This window comes from Candidatus Nitrosopumilus sp. bin_32a, from assembly GCF_054095935.1.
This window is the reverse complement of the sequence record NZ_JBSWSN010000004.1, coordinates 114,003-136,255: the sequence shown is the minus strand read 5'-3', so window position 1 is coordinate 136,255 and position 22,253 is coordinate 114,003. Positions and strand designations below refer to the sequence as shown.

Here is a 22,253-nt window from a genome sequence, read left to right as displayed (position 1 = left end):
CCTGCGATCAGTTTTTTTGAATTTTATTCACGCACAAAACTTAAATTCACAATAACTCGGACTTTACGAGGGTCACAATTACTACAAAGAAATCAAACCACGCAAACAAGTTTGGAAAACTGATTTTTGATGATGGTACTGTTCTTGATGGTCAAGGTTTTGGTTATTCTACAACTGTTTTTGGAGAAATCGTTTTCAATACTGGGATGGTCGGATACACTGAGGCGTTAACTGATCCTTCGTATAACGGGCAAATTCTAACATTAACTTACCCTCTTGTTGGGAATTATGGAATTCCAGATCCATCTGTCCTTGATGAAGATGGAATTTCAAAATTCTTTGAATCTGATAAAATACAAATTCGCGGCCTGGTTGTTCACGAATTATCATTAACTGCAAGTCATTGGAATCTTGCTATGACTTTGGATGAATGGATGAACAATGAAGAGGTGCCTGGTATTTCTGGCATTGATACTCGTGAATTGACAAAAAAACTTCGAAATAGCGGCGTAATGATGGCTGCCTTGGTAGTTTCTGATACTGAGATAGATGTCGAATCTGTTAAAAAACAACTAAAATCTACAAAGCATTATGATTCTGAGCAATTTATGGATGTGGTTTCTACAAAAGAAGAACACATCTACGGCAATGAAAAAAAATCCGTTGTTGTAATAGATACCGGTGCAAAAAATGCAATTCTTAGAAATGTTCGTGAACTTGGATACAAAGCAATTTTAGTTCCATGGGATACTTCTTATGAAAAAATAATGTCTTACAATCCTGACGGTGTTATATTGAGCAGCGGTCCAGGTGATCCCCAAAAATGTCCTAATACAATTGATACTGCAAAAAAATTAATTGAAAACAATATTCCTACTTTGGGGATTTGTTTGGGTGCTCAAATTATTGGTATTGCAGGAAATACAGAAACTTACAAATTAAAGTATGGGCATCGCGGTCAAAATAAACCTTGTATTAATTTAGAAAACAATCAAGTGTATGTTACAAGTCAAAATCATGGATACGGGATCACTCCTGAATCTATAGAAAAATCTGATTTTAAATTATGGTTTACAAATGCAGATGATAAAACAGTTGAAGGAATAAAACACAAAAAACAAAATTGCATTGCAGTACAGTTTCATCCTGAAGCTGCACCTGGTCCTTTTGATTGCAAGTTCGTCTTTGAAGAGCTCAAAAAACTAATGGAGAAACAAATAATTGCCAAAAAATGAATCCTTGAAGAAAATTCTTGTGTTGGGAAGTGGTGCAATTAAAATTGGCGAAGCTGGCGAATTTGATTATTCTGGAAGCCAATGTCTCAAAGCAATACATGAAGATGGAATTAACAGTGTCTTAATTAATCCAAACATTGCCACCATTCAAACTGATACTAGATTTGCAGATCAAGTGTATCTACTTCCAGTAAATGCAGAGTATGTAGAATCAATTATTGAAAAAGAGCGCCCCGATGGAATAATGCTGGCATATGGCGGCCAAACTGCACTAAACTGTGGAGTAAATTTGGATGAATCTGGAATATTGAAAAAATATGGTGTAAATGTACTTGGGACTCAGATAGCAGGTATCAAAAAAACCGAAGATAGGCAACTTTTCAAAGATTCTATGAATGAATCAAACGTACCTGTTCTAAAAAGTAAAACTGTAACTAATTTTGAAGATGCAAAAAAGGCAGCAGAAGAACTTGCCTATCCTGTGATTATTCGTGTTGCATATACGCTTGGAGGAAGAGGTGGTGGTGTTGCCTACAATGAAATTGAATTACATGAAATTGTTGAGCGAGGTCTCAAAGCAAGTCTTGTTGGCCAAGTACTAGTTGAAGAATACATTGGACATTGGAAACAAATCGAATATGAGGTAATGCAAGATTATGATGGAAATAATGTCATTGTTTGTAATATGGAAAACGTACTTTCCATGAAGGCGCACACTGGTGATAACATCGTAGTTGCCCCCTCGCAAACAATTGATAATCATGAATACCATATGTTGCGTTCTGCAGCACTACGTGCAACAAAACATGTGGGAATTGTTGGTGAATGCAACATTCAATATGCGCTTGATCCTGATTCAGACAAATATGTTGCAATTGAAATTAATCCTAGACTTTCTCGTTCATCAGCTTTGGCAAGCAAAGCTACTGGCTATCCGTTAGCATACATGTCTGCAAAAATTGGATTGGGTTATAATTTATCTGAACTAGTAAATAGAATTACAAAAAATACTACTGCATGTTTTGAACCGTCATTGGATTACATTGTATGTAAACATCCTAGGTGGGATTTTGATAAATTTGAACTGGTGAATCGAAGGCTGGGTCCTACAATGAAATCTGTTGGAGAGGTAATGGCAATTGGTAGAACTTTTGAGGAGTCTTTTCAAAAAGCAATTCGAATGCTAGACATCGGAAATGATGGATTAGTTTTGAATCGTACAAACGGAATTAAATATACTGAAGAAGAAATCGAATACAAATTATCTCATCATGATGATCATATCCTTTACCATGTTGCAATTGCATTGAAGATGGGAATTTCAGTTGAACGTATTTACAAACTTTCTACAGTTGATCCTTGGTTTATTGAAAAAATAAAGAACATTGTACGTGTTGAAGAGAAACTAAAGGAATCAGAACTTGATGAATCTCTTATGTGGGAAGCCAAAAAAACAGGTTTTTCAGATAAACAAATTGCACGTGCAAAGGACAGAACTCCTGATGAAATTCGTGATTTGAGAAAGAAATTAGGCGTCATTCCTTCAGTAAAACAAATTGATACGCTTGCAGCAGAATGGCCTGCAGTTACAAATTATTTGTATTTGACATATGGCGGCCACTCTGATGACATTGTAATCCCTCAGGATGAAAATGGAATTATCGTACTTGGTGCAGGGCCTTATAGAATTGGAAGCAGTGTTGAATTTGACTGGGGAACTGTTAACATGGTTTGGGGCCTTCAAGAAAATGGAGAGAAGAGTGTTTCAGTGGTGAATTGCAATCCTGAAACAGTTTCAACTGATTATGATATTTGTACACGGTTGTATTTTGAGGAATTGACTCAAGAAAGAATTTTAGACATTACCGAATTCGAACATCCAAAAGGAATCATTACCTGTGTTGGGGGCCAAACTGCAAATAACTTGACTCTAGGTCTTGCACAACATGGTGTGAATATTTTGGGCACAAGTGCGCAAGATGTTGATAGAGCAGAAGACCGTTCTAAATTTAGTGCAGAACTTGATAAACTTCACATTCAACAACCACGATGGCAAGCATTTTCAAATCTTAATGAAGCAAAATCTTTTGCTCAGGAAGTTGAATTTCCAGTAATTGTGAGACCTTCATATGTTTTGTCTGGTGCTGCAATGAAAGTTGTTTGGTCTCAAGAAGAACTAAAAACATATGTCAAAGAAGCAACAGATGTATCTCCTGATCATCCTGTAGTTATTTCTAAATTCATGTTAAACTCCCTTGAAGTTGATGTAGATGGAATAAGTAATGGTAAGGAAGTTGTCATTGGTGCAATTGTTGAACATATTGACAGTGCAGGTGTTCACTCTGGAGATGCTATGATGGTTATCCCACCATGGCGTCTAAGTAACAAAACTATTGATACGATTAATGAATATTCAAAAAAAATTGCTCTAACATTTAATGTAAAAGGACCATTCAATTTACAATTTTTAATTCACGATGATCATGTTTATGTGATAGAACTAAACATTCGAGCGTCACGTTCCATGCCGTTTGTATCTAAATTAGTCAAAACAAACCTAATTTCTCTTGCTGCCAAGGCTATTTTGGATAAACCTCTGCCTAAAATCCCTGAAAATAAATGGCAAAAAATCCAAAACTATGGAATCAAAGTTCCACAATTCTCCTTTATGCAATTAGAGGGGGCTGATATCACATTGGGCGTTGAAATGCAATCTACTGGTGAAGCTGCATGCTTTGGAAATAGCTTCTATGATGCATTATCAAAAGGATTGACTTCTGTAGGTTATAATCTCCCAGACAAAGGCTCAGCACTTGTCACTGTAGGCGGTGCACAAAATAAAGAAAAACTAGTTTCAACAATTGCAAAATTAAAACAATTGGGATTTAAAATTTTGGCAACAGAACACACTGCAGAATTTTTTGAAGAAAAAATTGGTCAGATAGAAATTGTCCATAAAATTTCCGAACCTGAACGAAAACCAAATATTTCTGATTTATTATATGAACGAAAAATTGATTTTATCATAAATATTCCAAGTACTTCTACTTTAGAAAAATATGTTGGAATGCTTGATGATGAATATCAAATAAGACGAAAATCTCTCGAGTTGGGAATTCCTGTCTTGACTACTATAGAATTGGCTGATTCTTTTGTAAAAACCTTGGAATGGTTGAGAACTAACAAAACAACAAAAGATCCAATTGAGCCTTATGACAAGTATGATTAATTATGAAAAACATAAACCTCAGTATTCTATAAACTAGCATGGCAAAAAAATTTCCTGATGCTGAACTTGATGAAGTTCTAAGTAAAATTGATAAATTTGATTCTGATGGAATACGTTTTATTCATTTAAAAAATAATGTAAAGAAAAATTTTGTAAAAATAAAGATTGCAGAATTCAAACTCAAAGATATTTTGGTTTTTCTAGATGAGAATGGATTAGTGCAGAGGATCCCTTTTGATGATACACCTGGATTCCATGATCTTACACTTTATCGTATATCTGAAAAAGGCCGTGACTTGATTTCTAAATTTACTCGTGACCCTAACGATGATTGGAATAAGAATAGTTATTCGTCTAATGTACTGTGTCAAAATTGTGGCTATTTTTATGAAACGCGCGTTACATATTCTGAATCTATCAAAACATGGGCAAAATCTCAACGATGTCCAAATTGTGCTATGAAGGGAACACTAGTAACAAAAATTGACTAAATCACTTGGTTGATGTTTGATTCATTTCCAATAATTGTCCCATCCAGTGTAATTATTTTTGCTTTGGATATTTTATTTATCTTATTGATTATTGGAGAAATAGATTTTTTGTATTGTTTTCTGTGTGTTGCGTAAAAGTATTTGTTAAATGATGGAATTATGGTTATTTCAATTTCACCTGTTTTGTTTGGAAAGATGTTTTCCTTGTCTGTCTTTATTGATACCCATACTCTTTGACCATTCATTATGGAATTTTCTTGGAAAAAAACTGGATGCAAATGCCCCATGATTATTTTATCTATGTGTGAAAAGTTTTCCGAAGGCATGGTATGTCCATGTGTTAACAAAACATTTTCTTCAACCATTCCTGTTGAACTGATCATTGTGATGTTATCTGGAACTAGTCTCTGAATGTTTGCATCATGATTTCCTGGAATTAATATTACATCGCATTTTTCTCTAATCTTTTTAAAAAATAAAGGAACTTCATCCCATTCATTTCTTGCTATGTTTTTGATACTGGATTTAATGTCTCCTAATAAAATTACAGAATCTGGTTTTTCTAAATCTATGATGTCTGATAATTCTTGAATTGATTCATTGATTGTTGAATTTTTACCTATGAAAATTTCATTTGATGCCATGCTGCTTTCAAACCCTATGTGGATATCTGTAACTATGAGGTTCTTTTTTTCTCCTTCTAAAATTAATACAGGTTTTGATGGAATGATTCTTGTTTGTAACATCAAAGTTATACTGTAGATATCTGATTAAACCGTTATGAACAAAGATTCAGATCGACTGCAATCAATCGTTTCTGAAAAACGTGTAAAATTACATATTTTTGAACCCACACATCGTAAAATTTGGACTGTAGTTGGAAAAGGTGAAGAGCATTGGATTGATCCTGATAGTAACTACTGTTCTTGTCTTGGATTCTATTTTGGTAAATTAAATGGGAGGATGACTTGCTACCATCTTGAATCTGCACATCTTGCTAGGAGTCAGAATAAAGTTGAAGAAATAATTTTTTCTGATGATGAATTTTCTGATTTTCTTAGAGGATTAGTTTCTGATTTGTAACTATCAGTTATTCGAACTTATTAATAACTAGAAATTCTTTCTAATATTATGGATGACGACCAACAAAATTCTGAAATAGAAAAAATTGCAAATCTTATGGTTCATGATGATCTTTCACCAGATGAGCAAGATGTTGCTAAATTAGAAAAATACAAAAATCACATTAAAGAAGATTGTGATCTTAATGATGAGGATGCGTTGCAGATGGTTTATGAAGCATTACTTTATAGAAAATTGAAAAATACTGATTCTAGTGGTGTTTTAGAAAAAGGTAATGAGTTTAGTGCTGGATTTAGCTAGACCTACTCTAACGGTATAGTGTCGATATCGTCTTTTGAAACTCCTTTCCATAGACCGACCATTCCTTCTGGTTTTACTTCTTCAACTTTGGTAATTTGTTGAATCTTGATGTGATCTGGGTTTGGAGGCATCCATAACATTGCCATGTAATCGCCTACTTTTCCAACTTTGGTTGGTAATGCCATGATGACTTTATCTGCTGCAAATCCTTTTGCAGTAAGTGCATTTGTTGCTTTTTCGTTAAGATCCATCCTTCCGTGCAGGAACAGATAGACCTCTTTTTGAGTATCAATTTCTGCCATGAATTCACTAGTTTTTCAAACTAAATCAACCTTTCCTGATCTTATCCGTCCAAAAAGGGTTAAATTAGAACGGACAAAAATCTCAACTGTGAAAATCTTTACTGTTGGTAGCAAATCCTTTGTAACTAGTTTCCAATTGGCTGGAATCCCAGGAAAAATATCTGAAGATCCTCAAAAAGCTCTTAATGAAATTAAGACATTAACTAATGATTCTGATGTTGGTCTAATTTTAGTCAGTGATGATATTACAGAATCTATTGATGATGAATTAACTGCATTACGATCTGAAAAATCAACCCTTGTATTTGCATTGCCTGCAACTGGTAGTGAAAAAACTGAGATTGATTATAGAGTTATGTTAAAGAAAATTCTCGGTGTATGATCTAATTCTAATGTTTTACTATGAAGACTGCATCTGTTAAAGAACCATCCGTAATCTCTGTAGATGAAACAGAAAAACCTCGGTTGGAGTCTGGTGATATTTTAGTGCAAATGCAGGCATGTGGCATTTGTGGCTCTGATTTGGAAAAAGTATTTGGCCAATATGGTCAACCATCAATGCGTTTAGGTCATGAACCTTCTGGAATTGTTTTAGATGTTGGCCCAGATGTAACTGAATTCAAAAAAAATGATAGAGTGTTTACACATCATCATGTTCCATGCTATGATTGTCATTTGTGTAATCATGGAAATGAAACAATGTGTCAAAAATATTATGAAACAAATCTTTCACCTTGTGGGTTGTCTGAAGAATATGTTGTTCCTGCATGGAATGTTTCTCATGGCGGTGTCTTGAAAATTTCTGATTCTCTTAGTTATGAGGAAGCTGCAATGATTGAACCCTTGGCATGTTGTGTTAGAGCATGGACTAAATTTCCTTACCGTGAAGGTGATTCGACTGCAATCTTTGGAGTGGGTCCTACTGGGATGATGCATGTGATGTTGGCTCTTGCTAAAAAATTCTCAAAAATTTTCTGTTTTGACGTCAATGATTTTAGATTAGATTTTGCAAAAAAATTCAACATTACTGATTCGATTAATTCTACAAATGATGATAGAAAACAAAAGATTTTGGATGGCACTGACGGACGGGGAGTGGATGTTGCGATAGTCGCTACAAGTAGCCTCAAAGCACTAGAGGATGCAATAGATATGGTTCGAAAAGGTGGCACTGTGATGATGTTTGGTGTTCCATCAAAGGGTGCAAAATTAGATTTGGATATGGGTGTAATTTACTCCAAAGAGATTACTCTAGTTACAAGTTATGCTGCATCTGATTCAGATACTAAAGAAGCATTACATCTAATTGAGTCATCTCAAATTGATGTTAAACAATTAATCACTCACACTTACTCTATTTCTGATACTCAGAAAGCATTTGATCATGCACGTACTGGTGAAAATGCAATGAAGATAATCATTACAAAATGAGAAAGGCTTAAGAAGGGATTTTCATTCTTTCAAAATCGAAGAAATATGGATTGGGGATTACGAAATCGAATTTCTAGTATAATTAAACCACAAAATAACCGTGCACTGATGCTGGCAGTAGACCATGGATACTTTCTTGGTCCAACTGAAAAATTAGAGAACCCAAAAAAAGTAATTGCGCCACTTTTGAAATATTGTGACTCTTTAATGGTCACAAGAGGTGTTCAAAGATCATCAGTTCCTGCAACCACTGATACTCCTATGGTGTTACGAGTCTCTGGAGGTTCAAGTATTATTGGTGAGGATTTATCTCAGGAAGATATTACAGTATCCATTGAAGATGCAATTAGACTAAATGCTAGTGCACTTGCAATGTCTATTTTTGTTGGTTCAAAATATGAATATCAAACCATTGTAAATCTTGGAAAACTAGTCAGTGAAGCCGAAAAATATGGATTGCCTGTATTGGCAGTTACTGCAGTTGGAAAAGAACTTGGTAAGGATGCTCGATATCTTTCATTAGCATGTCGAGTAGCTGCTGAGCAAGGAGCACATATTGTCAAAACTTACTACTGTGATAATTTTGAAAAAGTTGTTCAATCATGTCCTGTTCCAATCATCGTTGCAGGTGGAAAGAAGATCCCTGAGCGTGATGCATTACAATTAACATACAATGCAATCAAAGGTGGAGCCGTAGGTGTTGACATGGGCCGAAACATTTGGCAATCTGAACATCCAGTTTCTATGATTAGAGCAGTACGTGCAATTGTTCATAACAATCAAAATGTTGAGCAAGCTTTCAAACTATATCAAAAACTAGTTAGCGAGGAGCCAAAAAAGAAACCAAACAACCCTAATCAAAAGAAATCAAACAAACCAAACAACCCTAATCAAAAGAAATCAAACAAACCAAACAACCCTAATCAAAAGAAATCAAACAAACCAAACAACCCTAATCAAAAGAAATCAAACAAACCAAACAACCCTAATCAAAACAAACCACACAATCCTAATCCTGCTAACAAATAAAACTCAACCATTAATTTTTGATAGATGGATATGTGCAATTTTCCATGTTGGTTGTTTTACTAGTACAAATGTTGCACGTCCATTAATTACCATGTGTTCTCCGGTGTATGCTTTAGTATCCACTAACATTCCTTTTTGAATTAATTCTAAAGCAACAATTGCTGTATCTCCAAATAAACTAATTTTTGGATTTTTTATTTCATAAGAATAATCTGAAATACTGATGAATTTTAGTTCCTCCAATTCTATGGTGTTTTGATAATCTTTAAGATCATATGGTGGTAAATCACTGAAACTAGAAAATTTAGGATCATTGAGATGAATATCTCTGAGTGATGTTAGATCCTTTGTTATTCCTGCTTGAAACAATGTTTCTATGACTTTGATTATCTCTTCATTATCGCTCAAAACAGTCCATTCCAAATATAGAAAATATCAGTTTAAGTCTTCTGTATCAAATAACATAAAATAACGATTATTTTTCAGAGAATCTTTATTAATTATTCATTGATTATTTTTATGATTTCAATATGAGCACAAAATTAACTGAAATATTTGGCAAAGAATTGTATGTTATTCTACTATAGTATACCAAAAATTTACTAACTTAAAATTATGGAGAGAAATTTGATGAATAAAATGGAAACTATGACTGGTGCAAAGGCCTTGATGACGGCTATGGAAAAAGAAGGCGTCAAACAAGTATTTGGATTACCGGGGGGTGCAAATCTTCCAATGTATGATGAGTTTGCTCGATGTGATATTAGACATATTTTGGCAAGGCATGAGCAATCCGCAGCTCATATGGCTGATGGTTTTGGTAGAGTTAGTAGAAAGCCTGGGGTTTGTTTTGCAACATCTGGGCCTGGTGCTACTAACATTTTGACTGGAATTGCAACCGCGCAAGCTGATTCTTCACCAATGATTGCAGTAACTGGACAAGTACCTGTTGCCATGATTGGCAAAGATGCATTTCAAGAAAGTGATATTATTGGAATGGCGAACCCTGTTGTCAAATATGCTTTTCAACCAAGAACAGCTGGTGAAATTCCAGAAGTTGTAAAGAAAGGATTTTTCATTGCAGAATCTGGAAGGCCAGGACCTGTGTTAATTGACATTCCAAAAGATGTGCAACAAAATGAGGCAGAGATGAATTTCCCAGATGAATTTAAAATTAGAGGATATCATCCTTGGGCAGATCCTGATATTGTTAATGTTGAAAAAGCAATTGATATGTTACTTCATGCTGAAAAACCAATCATTTTAGCTGGTGGTGGAACAATTATCTCATCAGCATTTGCTGAATTACAATCTATTGCTGAAACTCTTATGCTTCCTGTGGTTACCACTTTCAAAGGCAAGGGTGCATTCCCTGAAAATCATCCTTTGTCCTTGGGTCCAATTGGAATGCACGGACATGCGGAGGCAAACAAAATGATGTCAGAAGCTGACTGTGTATTGGCAATTGGAACTCGTTTCTCTGATAGATCTGTTGGAACATTTGAGGCATTTGAGAAGAGATTGAAAATTATTCACATGGATGTTGATCCTGCAGAAATTGGTAAGAATCAAACTGCACAAATTGCTGTGATTGGAGATGTTAAAGTAAATCTTAGAGTAATGGTAAAATTACTTTTACAGCGAGCCATCAAAAAAACAGATGAGACTCCTTGGGTCAAACATGTCAAAGAGACTAAATCATACTGGAAAGAAAACTTGAAGCTTCATCCAGGTGAAATGGGTGCTGCTAAAATTTTACGTAAACTTCGTGAAGTGTTACCAAAAGAATCTGTTGTAACTACAGAAGTGGGACAACATCAAATGTGGGCGTCATTATTTTATGATGTAATTCAACCTGGCACTTTCTTTAGTTCAACAGGGCTTGGTACTATGGGTTGGGGATTTCCTGCCGCAATTGGTGCCAAAGTCGCAAGACCTGATGTTCCAGTTGTAGATATTGCAGGTGATGGGAGTTTTGCAATGACTGAAAACTCACTTGCAACTGCCGTATTGGAAGACATTCCTGTAATTGTATTTATTTTAAATAATTCTACATTAGGGATGGTGGCCCAATGGCAGAGAACTTTCTATGATAGACGAATGATTGGTGTAGATCAAAAAAGCTGTCCTGATTATGTTAAACTTGCAGAGTCTTATGGTGCTCAGGGAATTAGAGCGCAATCTATGGATGAACTTGACAAAGCAATTAGAACTGCAATAGGCAGTGACGTTGCAACCGTAATTGATATCCCGATTGATCCTGAAGAAGACGTATTGCCATTTGTAGCTCCTGGAACTTCGCTTGCGGATATGATCTTGCCTTCTTAGTGATTGATTATGTGGGCAATACTTTCTATTTTAGTTGAAAACAAACCGGGAATTTTGTTCAAGGTAACTCATCTTTTCAGATCTAGAAATTTCAATATTGATAGTATCTCAGTAGGTGTAACTGAGAATCCTGATTATTCAAAAATGACCATTACAACTTATGGTGATGAAAAACAGATTGACCAGATAGTTAAGCAACTTGATAAAATGATTGACACTGTCAAAGTTGAGCGTTTAGATGAGCACAAAACCGTATATCGAGAACTCAGTCTTTTTAAGATTAAACTAAGTAATGCTAGTGATAGTATGGAAGTCAACAAATTGGCAAATGCATATGGCGGCAAAGTACATGATGTAAAAACAGATTCCCTCATGGTGGAATTGACTGCTACACCTGATCAAATCAAAGCATTTGAGGAATTAGCAAAACCATTTGGAATACTTGATGTTGCACGAACAGGTGTTGCTGCTTTGCAAAGGAGTGGGGCATGAAAATTAGAATATTTGATACGACATTAAGGGATGGAGAGCAAACAATCGGGGTTTCTTTATCCCCAGATCAAAAATTATCTATTGCTAAAAAACTTGACGAACTTGGGGTTGATGCAATTGAAGCTGGATTTCCAGTAATTTCTGAAGGTGAACTCAAAGCTGTTAAGATGATTACTGCTGAAGGATTATCTTGTGAGATTGCAGGGTTGACAAGAACTATTAAAACTGATATTGACGCAGCAGTTGATGCGGGATTAAATTACATCCACACATTCATTGCAACTTCTGATATCCATTTGGAGTATAAACTCAAAATGACTCGAGATCAGGCACTTGAAAAAGCAATTGAGGCAGTCGAGTATGGCAAATCCCGTGGTTTGCAAGTGGAATTCTCAGCTGAAGACGCAACAAGAACTGATAGGGAATTTTTGAAAAAAGTATTTGGAGATGTTGCAAAAGCAGGTGCTGACAGAGTCAACATTCCTGATACCGTAGGGTATTCTACTCCTGAATATATGGCTGAATTGACTCGCGATACAGTTGAAGCTACAAAACTTCCGGTAAGTGTTCACTGTCATAATGATTTTGGATTGGCAGTTGCAAATTCATTAGCCGGAGTTCATGCCGGAGCTTCTTGTGCACATGTGACAATTAATGGAATTGGAGAGCGAGCAGGAAATGCGTCCTTGGAAGAATTTTCAATGGCATTGAAATGTCTTCCATTCGAGCAAAAATACGAAACTAACATTAAATCTGAATTAATTTATGAGACATCTAGATTCATCTCAAAGACTGTGGGAATTATAGTTCAACCAAACAAGGCAATAGTTGGAACTAATGCGTTTGGCCATGAATCGGGAATTCATACACACGGCGTATTGAGCAATCCGCTCACATACGAGCCAATTAGTCCTGAATTAGTCGGAAGAAAGAGATGGCTCCAAGTTGGAAAACATGCGGGAGTTCATGGGATGAATGCAATGTTATCTGATTACGGAGTAACGCCAACTGAAGAACAATCAAAACAAATCTTAGATGAAGTCAAAGTGATAGGTGATCAAGGAAAACAACTCACTGACGTAGAGTTATTGTCAATTGCAAGTAACGTCATGGGGGAAAAAGATCTTAAAAAAATTGTTCAATTAACTGGATTCTCAGTATCGACAGGAATTGGAACAATGCCTTATGCATTTGTAAAATTAAACATTGATGGTGTAGACCATGTCGGAACTGATTACGGAGTGGGGCCAGTAGATGCTGCACTTAATGCAATTCAAAAGATTACTGGAAAGCTTTCTGAAATTAAAATAAAAGATTATGGATTAGCTTCTATTTCTGGCGGTTCTGGTGCCTTATGTGAAGTTACAGTCAAAGTTGAAGATGCGTTTGGAAACAAAGTTTCGGCAAAATCAGTTGGCGAGGATATTGTAACCACCTCCGTTAAAGCAGTAATTGATGCAATCAATCGAATTATGCTCAAAAAAATGCTCCAAGAAAAGCAGGTTAATTGATATGAAAAATTCACACATGCTTAATTAAATAATTTAACCCCTATTCCCTAAATTTTAAACGTATGATGAATTGTTGAAAATTATGAAAAAACTTGCATCTATTTCATGGGTTATGCTACTTGCATCTGTTTCAATTACTCTTCTAATTTGGATTGGCTATTCGTACAATTTAACACAATCTCAGAATCAGTCTTTTACTGATGATGCTAATCTTATGACTGTCATGATTTCTGATGAACTTTACCAATATGAGCAAGTTTTAGTTGGTGCAAAGGGACTTTTTGCTGCATCAGAAAATGTAGAATTTGATGAATGGCGTGCTTTTATTGCCGTGAATGATATTTCCACTAGGTACCCTGGCCTGCAAGGAGTTGGATATGCTCAGCACACCATGCATGATGATATGGAAAAACTAGTTTCTCAACTAAAAAATTATGGACTAGACAATTTTGAAATCACACCATCGGGAGATCGAGATGAATACTATCCTATCTTGTTCTTAGAGCCATTGGATATTAGAAATCAAAAAGCAATTGGATATGATATTTATTTTGAACAAACAAGACGTGATGCAGTAAATCTAGTTAGAGAAACTGGATCTGCTGCCATTACTGGAAAAGTAATTCTAGTTCAAGAAATTGATAAGGATATTCAAAATGGATTTTTAATGTTTGTCCCAGTTTATTCTAATGTTGATCCAGACAGTTTACAAGGATTGGTTTACGCCGTATTTAGAATTGATGACTTTATTCAAGAGACTCTTGATTTGACAACGTTTGAAAATCTTCGGTTAAAAATTTATGATGACCACGTTTCTGATGAAAATTTGTTTTTTAATTCTGATGATATATCCCAACACACACTTGATGACATTGATTTTTCTACATCTATCCCAATTCAAATTCACAACCGAAATTGGGTGTTTGTTTATGAAGGAGTTGAAAATCCGCCTGAACAAATAGAAACGTTGATTTTGTTTTTCATTCCTGTGGTTGGTTTTTCAATGAGTTTGTTACTGTTCTATGTTTTCAGAGTCCTTGCAAAAAATCTGAGACTAACTCAAGATGCAGCAAATAGTGAAAAAATAACCACGATCGGAACTATGGCATCACGTATGTCCCATGATTTGAAAAATCCGCTAACTGTTATCAAAAGCAATCTTGAATTATTACGAATGAATTTAGGTCCTAACATTGATGAGAAAACAAAAAATTATGCTAATCGCATCGAAAATTCAATTGATTCCGTATTTTCTATCATTGACGATGTTTTAGAGTTTGCAAAAAGCTCAAAAATGCATAAGGAAAAAATCTCAATCAATTCTCTGCTTAAAATTACACTCTCAAATATTGAGATTCCAAAAGATATTCAAATTAATTTACCTGAAAATGAAATGTCCCTAAATTGCGATTCGAGTAAAATGAAATCTGTTTTTTCAAATTTAATCACTAATTCTATACAGTCAATTGAACATGAAGGAATCATTACTATTTCAACTGATCCTGATCCTGAGAATGTGGTAATTTCCATAGTTGACTCTGGACCTGGTATCCCCAGTGATAAGATCTCTCAAATTTTTGATCCGTTATTCACTACAAAGTCTACTGGAACTGGATTGGGTTTGGGAATTTGTAAGAATATCGTCGAACAACATGGCGGAAAAATCTTTGTGCACAACAATCCTACAACGTTTACCATTAAACTCCCAAAAAACGACATCGTGAAAAAACCTGTTGATAAAAACACTGAAACTAATTCTGTGTTGAGAAGAATGATCAATGACATTAAAAAAATCATGCCTTGATCAAATTATTTCCCACCATGTGTGGATTTTACATCAAAACTAATGATTTAAAATTACCCTGTTTCAAATTACCTCATGTACAAAATTTCTTTAATTACTGGCGACGGGATAGGTCCTGAATTATCTGAATCTGCAATTTCTGTTTTAACTACTATTCACGATAAACTTGATTTGAAATTTGATATTGCAAAATTATCTGCCGGTGACAAGGCATTGTCTGAAACTGGAAAAGCACTTCCTGATGAAACAGTCAACTCGATAAAACAATCTGATGCATGTCTGAAAGCACCAGTTGGTGAGAGTGCAGCAGATGTAATTGTGGTGTTGAGGCGAATGCTTGATTTGTACGCAAACATCAGGCCTGCAAAATCTTATCCACACATGCCTGCATTGCGTGATGACATTGATATGGTGATAGTTAGAGAAAATACAGAGGATCTTTACACCGGAAAAGAATTTAGCTTGGGCGATTCTGCAGTGGCATTGAGAATTATTTCGGAATTTGCATCAAAAAGAATAGCAAAATACGCATTTGAAACTGCCCGACAGCGTAACTCCATGAAAAAAGTAACATGTGTCCATAAATCAAATGTCATGAGAATAACTGATGGGTTGTTTGCAAAAGCATGCACTGATGTATCTAAAGATTATCCTGATATTGCATTTGAACAAATGTATGTTGATGCATGTGCGATGAATTTAATTCGACAACCCCAAAAGTTTGATGTTGTTGTGACTACTAACTTGTTTGGAGATATCTTATCTGATGAGTCCTCGCAAGTGGTTGGGGGATTGGGTATGGCCCCAGCTGCTAATATTGGAGATAATTTTGCATTGTTTGAACCGGTTCATGGTGCTGCATTTGATATTGCAGGACAAAATATTGCAAATCCATCATCCTTTTTGTTGTCAATCAAGATGATGCTTGATTGGTTGGGTAACAAACACAATGATTCTAAATGTATTGAAGTTGGGGCAAAATTAGAGTCTACCATTTTTAATTTGGTAAAAACTGGTGTCAAGACCAAAGATATTGGTGGGGATAAGAGTACTACTGAATTTACAAAACAGATTACAGACAATCTCTAAAAATGGTATCCCCCCGATTTACTCAGAGAAACATGCTGTATTGTCGTAATGCTTTTGAATAAAAAAACAAATCATATTGGTATGTGGAAATTTTTTCGTAGAAAAGATGAGGGTAGTGAGCTTGATCAACTTGTCACCTTATTCCATCATCCTAACTTGAAAATACCTCCAGAGATCAGACTGTATCTTATTGATGACGAGGGGCAGGAATATGTCATAAAAGACGGTCAATTTAGTCGAGAATATCAAAATGATTTTCAATATTTGTTTGCAAAACGGGGAGATATTCTTGATGCATTTGCAAGAATGGAGTTCATAATTGGAGAAATAATCCGTTTTCATTTGATTGGATTTGAGAATGGAAAAAAAGATATGTTTATTGATCTTATTTCTTCTGTAGGAATAAGACGTCAGGTTACATGGCTTGGTGATTGGCACATCATTGATTCAAATTTGAAGAAAAATCTTGATACATTATTTCAAGTACGTAATGGTTTGGCTCACAAACATTTTGTTGAAGAAGTCAGTTACAAAAACAAAAAATTCATGAATTTTCTCGAAGATAAGGCATTTGATGGTTTCAAAAAAGACATGTTAAATGTGTGGAAAAATTTACTCAAAATTTATGTAAAATATCAAGAAAAAATTGATTACAAATATTTTGCAAACCAAATCAGGGATTATAATAATTTTGAACTAAAATGACTCTCAAGAGTCAAAAGAACCATTACAACGTAAAATTACTTCGAGGGTATGGAGTATCAATTAGTCTAAAAAATTCTAAAATCATTCTCAAAAACGGTTCACATGATGTTACAGGGGAGCAAGAAAAAGAGGAATGGTTTGTAAATCACATGCCATATTCCAAAATTGTAATTTCAGGTAATGGATTGATATCCACTGATCACGTCTTACTATCATTAATTCCCATCAAAATTTATCTTATCTTCTTTGATGATTTTAGAGATTCTCTCATGTGCTTTGGCAGATACAGCTATTTTATCAAAGAAATTCAAATACCTGCCACCGTCTCCTTTGCTTTTCAAATGATCGTTTATAGAATCTATGTTCCCTTTTTGGATTCGTTTGTACGAATCTCCTAATTTCATGCGAATGTTGATAATTTTAGAATCTATGTCCAAAATCATTTTCTCTATTGTATGCATTTGTTGAAAGTTTTGAATCTTGTCTAATCTTTCACGTAATCTTGTCCGCTGAGCCTCGAGTCTTTCAATATTGGCAATAATGTATAACTCAGGATTGTAAAAATCATAATCTAATGCAACTTTTCTATACCAATAAACTATGTCGCCGTTAATCGTATTTCTATTAACTTTTAGCAACTCGGAAATCTTTCTTGCAGAATATCCGTACTCAAAATGCAATCTGTGAACTTCGTTTTGTCGTTTTATTTTTTCATCGTTAGAATCAGGCCCTCCTTTTTTCTTGCTAGTTCTACGGTAGAATTTTCCAGACTCGATAAATTCTGGACTTATGTCTATATCCGAAGTCTGTCCCATGACTCTATTATGTGATCATTTCTCTTCAAATGTATCATCCATAAAATATTGACCATCAGATCAATGTACTCTCATCTAATGTATGATCAGAAATTTTTGGCATAGTTTGGCATAGTTGCAGAAAGATCCAAACTCATTACTCACAACACATTACAACGTAATATTCTAAAAACCCCTGGAATTCTTTTGATGGTTTGAAATGATGTCTTAAAACAACGAGATACAAGGAAAACACGCTAAACCAAGGACGTATTCCTAACATGAAGTGTTTTCCAGACCAATCGTTCTACGACGCAGAACAACGGTTTCTCGTCATGTCTATTACGTGAAAATCATATTTAACAATGATCCTCATTTCCGTCTAGTGATAATTGAATGCTATGATATTCTTTGGATGTATTCTTCATGAATTTTTTTTTGGTTTTGCACTATCCACAAAAATGCCTCGTAATTTGCATTCATGAATTATTTTAAAATTTTCTGTTAAGCGTCAAAAAGTGAAAAAAATTTGATTTTTTACAAATTATGATCCATTGAGCCTACTGTCTCCTTTTTGCAAGATTGCCAATTTTTATTAAATGCCTATTTTTATTCATCATATGGCTGATTGCTGTATTTGTAAACTTGTTCCTGGAACTCTGAAAATCACTGATGGTAATCCAAAATACAAGGGAAAACCTATCTGTGCAGAATGTCAGGGATATCGTAAATTACTCAAAGAAACTAAGTAGCTTCTGATTTTGTTTTGTTTTTTGTAGCCCATTCTTCATACATTTTGATTAGCTCATCTACATCTTTGCCTTCCTCAGAATATGTCACAATGACTCCAAACGTACCCTTAGTATCGTGGCCTCTTGCAAAGTATCCCCAAAATGAGTCAGGCAATTTGGCAAAACTGCTAGAATCGTGTGATACTCCAATCAGATTATTCCCAATCACTTCCACTACTTTTTTGGCATCGCTTTGCTCGATCATTATTAATTGACGCCTTTTCTTCTATGTAATTTTTCTCCATTTAATACAGTGTTATTTTCAAAATCTTTTAATTTTTTATTCATTTCGTCTTTTTCATCTTTGCCCAATTCTCTGACAATTGTGTCTACGGCATCTGCAAAATTTTCACATTTGTTGCATAGCCATAGTGGAGGCTTGTCTTTGGCAAAGACTATTGGCAATCTTCTCTCGTTACATTGTTTGCAGAATAGTGTCATAATTTACAATATTCCTTATGGGCTAAGCCTATCTGGATCTCGTGGATACAAAACCACTTCACGAACATTGTCAATTCCAATCAGTGTCGTCATCAATCTATCTAAACCCATACCCCATCCGGAATGTGGTGGCATTCCCCAATCAAATGTTTTGAGGTGGTCTGCAAATTGAGCCGGATCCAGTCCTTGCTCTTTTAATCTATTTTTTAGCATTTCTGGATTGTGAAGTCTAGTTCCGCCTGAGGATAATTCTAAAAATCCATACTGTAAATCAAATGAACGTGATAGTGTTGCGTCCTCGTCCTTTTCTCTAATGTAAAATGGTTTTAATTTCATGGGCCAGTCTATTAGAAAGAAAAACCCTGGATGGTTTTTTCCAATGATTCTAAGATGTGCATCAAGCAAATCATCCCCAAATTCCACTTTTTCTCCTTCTTTTTTTAATTCTTCAACACATTGAGTGTATGTTATTCTCTCAAATGGTGTTGAAGGAACCTCTATCGTATGTTCGATTGCCTCTTGTTCCGCTTTACACTTTTCTGATATTTCTTTGTAAACTGTCACGACCAGTGATTCTAAAACATTCATGACATCTTCATAGTCCATAAATGCAGCTTCGATGTCAATACTTGTAAATTCTGTCAAATGTCTTCCTGTGTGAGAATTCTCTGCTCTGTAAAAGTTTGAAATCTCAAATACTCTTTCTAATCCTATGGTCATTTGTTCTTTGTATAGCTGTGGGCTTTGAGCAAGATATGCTGTTTTTCCAAAATAATCCAATGAAAATAAATCTGCTCCTCCTTCACTTGCACTGCCAATAATTTTCGGTGTTGTGATCTCTATGAATTTTTTATCTGCAAGGGTTTTTCTTAATGACTGTAAAACATGATGACGTAATTTGAAAATTGAGGCCGTCTTTTGATTTCTCATATCAAGTGCCCTGTGATTTAGTCTTGTATCGATATTACTTTCCAATCTTCCTATTGGGTCAACTGGTAATGGGTGAATTGCTTTTCCTAAAACTTCTATTTCATCTGCTTTAATCTCAAATGCAAAGTCACGAGCTTTAGTCTCTTGAACTATCCCTCTAATGCTGACAACACTTTGACGATTTATCTCACCAAGATTGTCATTTAGTTCTCCTTTTACTATGACTTGTGATATTCCTGAAACATCTCTAAGGGTGATAAATGACATTTTTCCTAATTTTCTAAGATCTTCAATCCATCCTCCCAACACTACTTCTTTTCCAATCAATTCTTGGGTTAGTTCAGAAATATCGTGAGTTTTTACAAAAACCATGTCTATCTTTTATCCTCAAATTCTATCTCAATGTCAAGGTTTCGGGCATTTCTTACTATCTGTATGACTTTTTCAGTGTCGATTGGAAATTTAGGGGTCCATTTTCCTGAAACAACTGCTTTTATTTTTTGAACTCCTCCTGGTGCCCAGACTTCGTTTATTGATAAAATTTTAGTTGGAAAGAACAAATCTTCTATGAATCGATTATCTGTTTCATCTGCTTCCACAAGCCAAATTTTCCCTTTGAATTGATCCTGCAGTATTCTATACAATGTACGACTCTGTCTAATGATCATGATGTCGTTTTTAGCCAAAGATAATATGAAATTCCCCTCAAATTCCCTGCAAGAATACAGCGTAAAATTTTCAATTTCTTTGTTTGATTTTGCAATTTTTGCAAGATTCATTGATGCCTCTACATCTGCTTTTGTTAGATTGCCTGATTCTACTTTACTTTCACATTGAGGGCAAAGAACTGAATTTTTTGCATCAAAGCCACAAATTGGTAATTTCATTTAAATCGACTTTTTCATTCTGATAATGTTGTTTATATCCCTTAGTGCAAAACAAAAATTCTAGTTTGGATCTGATAGAACAATGACTCTAATCGTTGATGGTTTGTCCTCAAAATATTTTTCATCAAGAGGACCTGTTTATGCTGTAAATGATGTTGATTTTGAATTACAAGATGGAGAATCAATAGGGATTGCAGGTGAGAGTGCATGTGGAAAAAGTACATTGGGTTTGTCATTGATTCGAATGCTTTCAGGTGGAATTGCTGAAGGCAAGATCACCTTTGATGGTACTTCTGTTTTAGATATGGATGAATCGAAATTTGATAATGAATACAGGTGGAAAAAAATCTCAATGATATTTCAGGGGGCGATGAATTCTTTGGATCCTGTCTTTACAATTAATGAACAATTTGCAGAAATTTTAAAGGAGCATTCCTTTGATGGGGATTCAAAGAAAATAATCTCAGATGCAATGAATTCTGTTTGCCTTGACGAAAATGTTCTAAAAAAATACCCTCATGAACTAAGTGGGGGAATGAAACAAAGAGTGATCATTGCAATGGCATTATTGCTCAAACCCAAATTTGTAATCGCAGATGAGCCTACCACTGCATTAGATGTTTTGATTCAAGCCCAAATCATTAATCTTTTAAAATCTCTAAAAAAAGATGGTATGTCTTTTATGCTAATCACGCATGATTTGGCCGTTTTATCTGAAATTGCAGATAAAGTTGGAATAATGTACGGGGGGCAAATGGTAGAATTTGGCTCTTCAGAACAAATTTACAAAAATCCAAAACATCCATACACTCAAGGACTTTTAGAATCAGTTCCAACTTTGAAAGGCAACACTCCAAAATACATCAAAGGTATTCCTCCAAGCTTACTTGATGCTCCAACACAATGCAGATTCCTTGAAAGATGTCCTCTGGCAATTGAAAAATGCAAGGAGATTCCTCCTAAATTTAAAACCCAAACTGGATATGTTAGATGTTGGTTGTATGAAGATGAGAAATAATCTATTTTTTGTTGAGAAATTCTTCATCAATCTTTTTCAAATATGTTTCCTCTAATCGTGCAATTTCTCTTCCTGTTGTATTTCTGCTAATGATTTTTGCATATTGGACTAGATCTTGATTTTTTTGATTTTTTTCAAACTCTTCAATTTTCTTAAATGACTCTTGTTCGAATTTCATGATTTCTCTTAATTCTCTGCTAATCTCTATGGCTTTCATTTCTTCATAATTTTTTGAATTTGATTTTCTAAAATTGATCTCATCGATTAATTTTTGAATTTCATCCAATTCTGCCATATTTTTTTAGAAATTATTCAAATATTTTAATTTTGTATTTTCTTTTTATGTTCTAGTACGTGTTTCAA

General features: G+C 34.8%; 24 protein-coding genes and 1 pseudogene. 16 read left to right on the top strand and 9 right to left on the bottom strand.

Annotated elements, in window-relative coordinates; genetic code table 11:
- Positions 1–119 precede the first annotated feature (119 nt).
- Genes carA through ACW9XH_RS04620 form a run of 3 tightly spaced genes read left to right on the top strand, consistent with a single transcriptional unit; the run spans position 120 to position 4,955 of the window.
- A complete protein-coding gene (carA, locus tag ACW9XH_RS04630; protein WP_457759489.1) occupies positions 120–1,235 on the top strand; it encodes a glutamine-hydrolyzing carbamoyl-phosphate synthase small subunit in 1,116 nt (371 codons plus the stop codon).
- Complete coding sequence (gene carB, locus ACW9XH_RS04625) at positions 1,222–4,464, top strand: carbamoyl-phosphate synthase (glutamine-hydrolyzing) large subunit (protein ID WP_457759476.1); 3,243 nt, start codon at positions 1,222–1,224, stop codon at positions 4,462–4,464. The genes carA and carB overlap by 14 nt, the downstream gene beginning before the upstream one ends.
- Positions 4,465–4,502: 38 nt before the next feature.
- Positions 4,503–4,955: a hypothetical protein gene (locus tag ACW9XH_RS04620; RefSeq protein WP_457759475.1), complete on the top strand. Its 453-nt coding sequence runs from the start codon at positions 4,503–4,505 to the stop codon at positions 4,953–4,955.
- On the opposite strand, the gene ACW9XH_RS04615 is transcribed toward ACW9XH_RS04620, so the two are convergent.
- Positions 4,952–5,701 (bottom strand): metallophosphoesterase, encoded by a 750-nt coding sequence (locus ACW9XH_RS04615; protein ID WP_457759474.1) that lies wholly within the window; start codon positions 5,699–5,701, stop codon positions 4,952–4,954. The genes ACW9XH_RS04620 and ACW9XH_RS04615 overlap by 4 nt on opposite strands.
- A gap of 34 nt (positions 5,702–5,735) precedes the next feature.
- Here ACW9XH_RS04615 and ACW9XH_RS04610 point away from each other — a divergent pair, with 34 nt between their 5' ends.
- Together ACW9XH_RS04610 and ACW9XH_RS04605 are read left to right on the top strand one after the other, a co-directional pair.
- On the top strand, positions 5,736–6,038 hold the full coding sequence (locus ACW9XH_RS04610; protein ID WP_457759473.1) for a hypothetical protein: 303 nt from the start codon (positions 5,736–5,738) through the stop codon (positions 6,036–6,038).
- A gap of 48 nt (positions 6,039–6,086) precedes the next feature.
- Positions 6,087–6,338, top strand: a complete 252-nt coding sequence (locus ACW9XH_RS04605) for a hypothetical protein (RefSeq protein WP_457759472.1) — start codon at positions 6,087–6,089, stop codon at positions 6,336–6,338.
- A gap of 2 nt (positions 6,339–6,340) precedes the next feature.
- Here ACW9XH_RS04605 and ACW9XH_RS04600 read toward each other — a convergent pair whose 3' ends face one another.
- Positions 6,341–6,640, bottom strand: a complete 300-nt coding sequence (locus tag ACW9XH_RS04600) for a hypothetical protein (protein WP_457759471.1) — start codon at positions 6,638–6,640, stop codon at positions 6,341–6,343.
- A gap of 88 nt (positions 6,641–6,728) precedes the next feature.
- On the opposite strand from ACW9XH_RS04600, the gene ACW9XH_RS04595 reads away from it, so the two are divergent.
- From ACW9XH_RS04595 to lsrF, 3 genes and pseudogenes are all read left to right on the top strand, one after another.
- The gene (locus ACW9XH_RS04595) at positions 6,729–7,022 is read left to right on the top strand and encodes a V-type ATP synthase subunit F (RefSeq protein ID WP_457759470.1); all 294 of its coding nucleotides are present in this window, start codon (positions 6,729–6,731) and stop codon (positions 7,020–7,022) included.
- A 20-nt stretch (positions 7,023–7,042) separates the two neighbouring features.
- Positions 7,043–8,071: a zinc-dependent dehydrogenase gene (locus tag ACW9XH_RS04590; RefSeq protein WP_457759469.1), complete on the top strand. Its 1,029-nt coding sequence runs from the start codon at positions 7,043–7,045 to the stop codon at positions 8,069–8,071.
- Between the two features lie 39 nt (positions 8,072–8,110).
- A pseudogene (lsrF, locus tag ACW9XH_RS04585) lies at positions 8,111–9,100 on the top strand (3-hydroxy-5-phosphonooxypentane-2,4-dione thiolase); the annotation flags it as partial.
- 3 nt (positions 9,101–9,103) lie between these two features.
- On the opposite strand, the gene ACW9XH_RS04580 reads toward lsrF, so the two are convergent.
- Positions 9,104–9,508, bottom strand: a complete 405-nt coding sequence (locus ACW9XH_RS04580; RefSeq protein ID WP_457759468.1) for a YybH family protein — start codon at positions 9,506–9,508, stop codon at positions 9,104–9,106.
- A 222-nt stretch (positions 9,509–9,730) separates the two neighbouring features.
- On the opposite strand from ACW9XH_RS04580, the gene ilvB reads away from it, so the two are divergent.
- From ilvB to ACW9XH_RS04550, 6 genes are all read left to right on the top strand, one after another.
- Positions 9,731–11,428: a biosynthetic-type acetolactate synthase large subunit gene (ilvB, locus tag ACW9XH_RS04575; RefSeq protein WP_457759467.1), complete on the top strand. Its 1,698-nt coding sequence runs from the start codon at positions 9,731–9,733 to the stop codon at positions 11,426–11,428.
- 9 nt (positions 11,429–11,437) lie between these two features.
- Positions 11,438–11,920 carry an acetolactate synthase small subunit gene (gene ilvN, locus ACW9XH_RS04570; protein ID WP_457759466.1) on the top strand — a complete coding sequence of 161 codons (483 nt, stop codon included), beginning with the start codon at positions 11,438–11,440 and terminating at the stop codon, positions 11,918–11,920.
- Complete coding sequence (locus ACW9XH_RS04565) at positions 11,917–13,431, top strand: 2-isopropylmalate synthase (RefSeq protein WP_457759465.1); 1,515 nt, start codon at positions 11,917–11,919, stop codon at positions 13,429–13,431. Before ilvN ends, ACW9XH_RS04565 begins: the two co-directional genes overlap by 4 nt.
- Before the next feature lie 82 nt (positions 13,432–13,513).
- Complete coding sequence (locus tag ACW9XH_RS04560; RefSeq protein WP_457759464.1) at positions 13,514–15,235, top strand: CHASE domain-containing protein; 1,722 nt, start codon at positions 13,514–13,516, stop codon at positions 15,233–15,235.
- Between the two features lie 75 nt (positions 15,236–15,310).
- The gene (locus tag ACW9XH_RS04555; RefSeq protein WP_457759463.1) at positions 15,311–16,324 is read left to right on the top strand and encodes an isocitrate/isopropylmalate dehydrogenase family protein; all 1,014 of its coding nucleotides are present in this window, start codon (positions 15,311–15,313) and stop codon (positions 16,322–16,324) included.
- Positions 16,325–16,405: 81 nt separating this feature from the next.
- On the top strand, positions 16,406–17,029 hold the full coding sequence (locus ACW9XH_RS04550; RefSeq protein WP_457759462.1) for a hypothetical protein: 624 nt from the start codon (positions 16,406–16,408) through the stop codon (positions 17,027–17,029).
- 215 nt (positions 17,030–17,244) lie between these two features.
- On the opposite strand, the gene ACW9XH_RS04545 is transcribed toward ACW9XH_RS04550, so the two are convergent.
- Entirely contained in the window at positions 17,245–17,844 is a 600-nt protein-coding gene (locus tag ACW9XH_RS04545) for a hypothetical protein (protein WP_457759461.1), read from the bottom strand.
- Positions 17,845–18,443: 599 nt separating this feature from the next.
- Between ACW9XH_RS04545 and ACW9XH_RS04540 the strand changes: the two genes are divergently transcribed.
- On the top strand, positions 18,444–18,575 hold the full coding sequence (locus ACW9XH_RS04540) for a hypothetical protein (RefSeq protein WP_457759460.1): 132 nt from the start codon (positions 18,444–18,446) through the stop codon (positions 18,573–18,575).
- Here ACW9XH_RS04540 and ACW9XH_RS04535 read toward each other — a convergent pair.
- Genes ACW9XH_RS04535 through ACW9XH_RS04520 form a run of 4 tightly spaced genes read right to left on the bottom strand, consistent with a single transcriptional unit; the run spans position 18,568 to position 20,872 of the window.
- On the bottom strand, positions 18,568–18,819 hold the full coding sequence (locus ACW9XH_RS04535; protein WP_457759459.1) for a hypothetical protein: 252 nt from the start codon (positions 18,817–18,819) through the stop codon (positions 18,568–18,570). The genes ACW9XH_RS04540 and ACW9XH_RS04535 overlap by 8 nt on opposite strands.
- Positions 18,820–18,821: 2 nt before the next feature.
- Positions 18,822–19,055 (bottom strand): hypothetical protein, encoded by a 234-nt coding sequence (locus ACW9XH_RS04530; RefSeq protein WP_457759458.1) that lies wholly within the window; start codon positions 19,053–19,055, stop codon positions 18,822–18,824.
- A 15-nt stretch (positions 19,056–19,070) separates the two neighbouring features.
- Positions 19,071–20,357 carry an aspartate--tRNA(Asn) ligase gene (aspS, locus tag ACW9XH_RS04525; RefSeq protein WP_457759457.1) on the bottom strand — a complete coding sequence of 429 codons (1,287 nt, stop codon included), beginning with the start codon at positions 20,355–20,357 and terminating at the stop codon, positions 19,071–19,073.
- Between the two features lie 2 nt (positions 20,358–20,359).
- Positions 20,360–20,872 (bottom strand): transcription elongation factor NusA, encoded by a 513-nt coding sequence (locus ACW9XH_RS04520; protein ID WP_457759456.1) that lies wholly within the window; start codon positions 20,870–20,872, stop codon positions 20,360–20,362.
- A gap of 82 nt (positions 20,873–20,954) precedes the next feature.
- On the opposite strand from ACW9XH_RS04520, the gene ACW9XH_RS04515 reads away from it, so the two are divergent.
- Complete coding sequence (locus ACW9XH_RS04515; protein ID WP_457759455.1) at positions 20,955–21,890, top strand: ABC transporter ATP-binding protein; 936 nt, start codon at positions 20,955–20,957, stop codon at positions 21,888–21,890.
- A gap of 1 nt (position 21,891) precedes the next feature.
- Here the strand turns inward: ACW9XH_RS04515 and ACW9XH_RS04510 are convergent, their stop codons facing one another.
- Entirely contained in the window at positions 21,892–22,185 is a 294-nt protein-coding gene (locus tag ACW9XH_RS04510; protein WP_457759454.1) for a hypothetical protein, read from the bottom strand.
- Positions 22,186–22,253: the final 68 nt, after the last annotated feature.

What these genes read in the sequence shown, in the direction of transcription:
- ACW9XH_RS04545 (WP_457759461.1), bottom strand. Translation starts at nt 17,844, where the DNA reads ATGGGACAGACTTCGGATATAGACATAAGTCCAGAATTTATCGAGTCT.
- ACW9XH_RS04565 (WP_457759465.1), top strand. Translation starts at nt 11,917, where the DNA reads ATGAAAATTAGAATATTTGATACGACATTAAGGGATGGAGAGCAAACA.
- ACW9XH_RS04540 (WP_457759460.1), top strand. Translation starts at nt 18,444, where the DNA reads ATGGCTGATTGCTGTATTTGTAAACTTGTTCCTGGAACTCTGAAAATC.
- ACW9XH_RS04615 (WP_457759474.1), bottom strand. Translation starts at nt 5,701, where the DNA reads ATGTTACAAACAAGAATCATTCCATCAAAACCTGTATTAATTTTAGAA.
- ACW9XH_RS04560 (WP_457759464.1), top strand. Translation starts at nt 13,514, where the DNA reads ATGAAAAAACTTGCATCTATTTCATGGGTTATGCTACTTGCATCTGTT.
- ACW9XH_RS04530 (WP_457759458.1), bottom strand. Translation starts at nt 19,055, where the DNA reads ATGACACTATTCTGCAAACAATGTAACGAGAGAAGATTGCCAATAGTC.
- ACW9XH_RS04550 (WP_457759462.1), top strand. Translation starts at nt 16,406, where the DNA reads ATGTGGAAATTTTTTCGTAGAAAAGATGAGGGTAGTGAGCTTGATCAA.
- ACW9XH_RS04620 (WP_457759475.1), top strand. Translation starts at nt 4,503, where the DNA reads ATGGCAAAAAAATTTCCTGATGCTGAACTTGATGAAGTTCTAAGTAAA.
- ACW9XH_RS04515 (WP_457759455.1), top strand. Translation starts at nt 20,955, where the DNA reads ATGACTCTAATCGTTGATGGTTTGTCCTCAAAATATTTTTCATCAAGA.
- aspS (WP_457759457.1), bottom strand. Translation starts at nt 20,357, where the DNA reads ATGGTTTTTGTAAAAACTCACGATATTTCTGAACTAACCCAAGAATTG.
- ACW9XH_RS04590 (WP_457759469.1), top strand. Translation starts at nt 7,043, where the DNA reads ATGAAGACTGCATCTGTTAAAGAACCATCCGTAATCTCTGTAGATGAA.
- ilvB (WP_457759467.1), top strand. Translation starts at nt 9,731, where the DNA reads ATGAATAAAATGGAAACTATGACTGGTGCAAAGGCCTTGATGACGGCT.
- ACW9XH_RS04610 (WP_457759473.1), top strand. Translation starts at nt 5,736, where the DNA reads ATGAACAAAGATTCAGATCGACTGCAATCAATCGTTTCTGAAAAACGT.
- ACW9XH_RS04555 (WP_457759463.1), top strand. Translation starts at nt 15,311, where the DNA reads ATGTACAAAATTTCTTTAATTACTGGCGACGGGATAGGTCCTGAATTA.
- ACW9XH_RS04605 (WP_457759472.1), top strand. Translation starts at nt 6,087, where the DNA reads ATGGATGACGACCAACAAAATTCTGAAATAGAAAAAATTGCAAATCTT.
- ACW9XH_RS04535 (WP_457759459.1), bottom strand. Translation starts at nt 18,819, where the DNA reads ATGATCGAGCAAAGCGATGCCAAAAAAGTAGTGGAAGTGATTGGGAAT.
- ACW9XH_RS04510 (WP_457759454.1), bottom strand. Translation starts at nt 22,185, where the DNA reads ATGGCAGAATTGGATGAAATTCAAAAATTAATCGATGAGATCAATTTT.
- ilvN (WP_457759466.1), top strand. Translation starts at nt 11,438, where the DNA reads ATGTGGGCAATACTTTCTATTTTAGTTGAAAACAAACCGGGAATTTTG.
- ACW9XH_RS04520 (WP_457759456.1), bottom strand. Translation starts at nt 20,872, where the DNA reads ATGAAATTACCAATTTGTGGCTTTGATGCAAAAAATTCAGTTCTTTGC.
- ACW9XH_RS04600 (WP_457759471.1), bottom strand. Translation starts at nt 6,640, where the DNA reads ATGGCAGAAATTGATACTCAAAAAGAGGTCTATCTGTTCCTGCACGGA.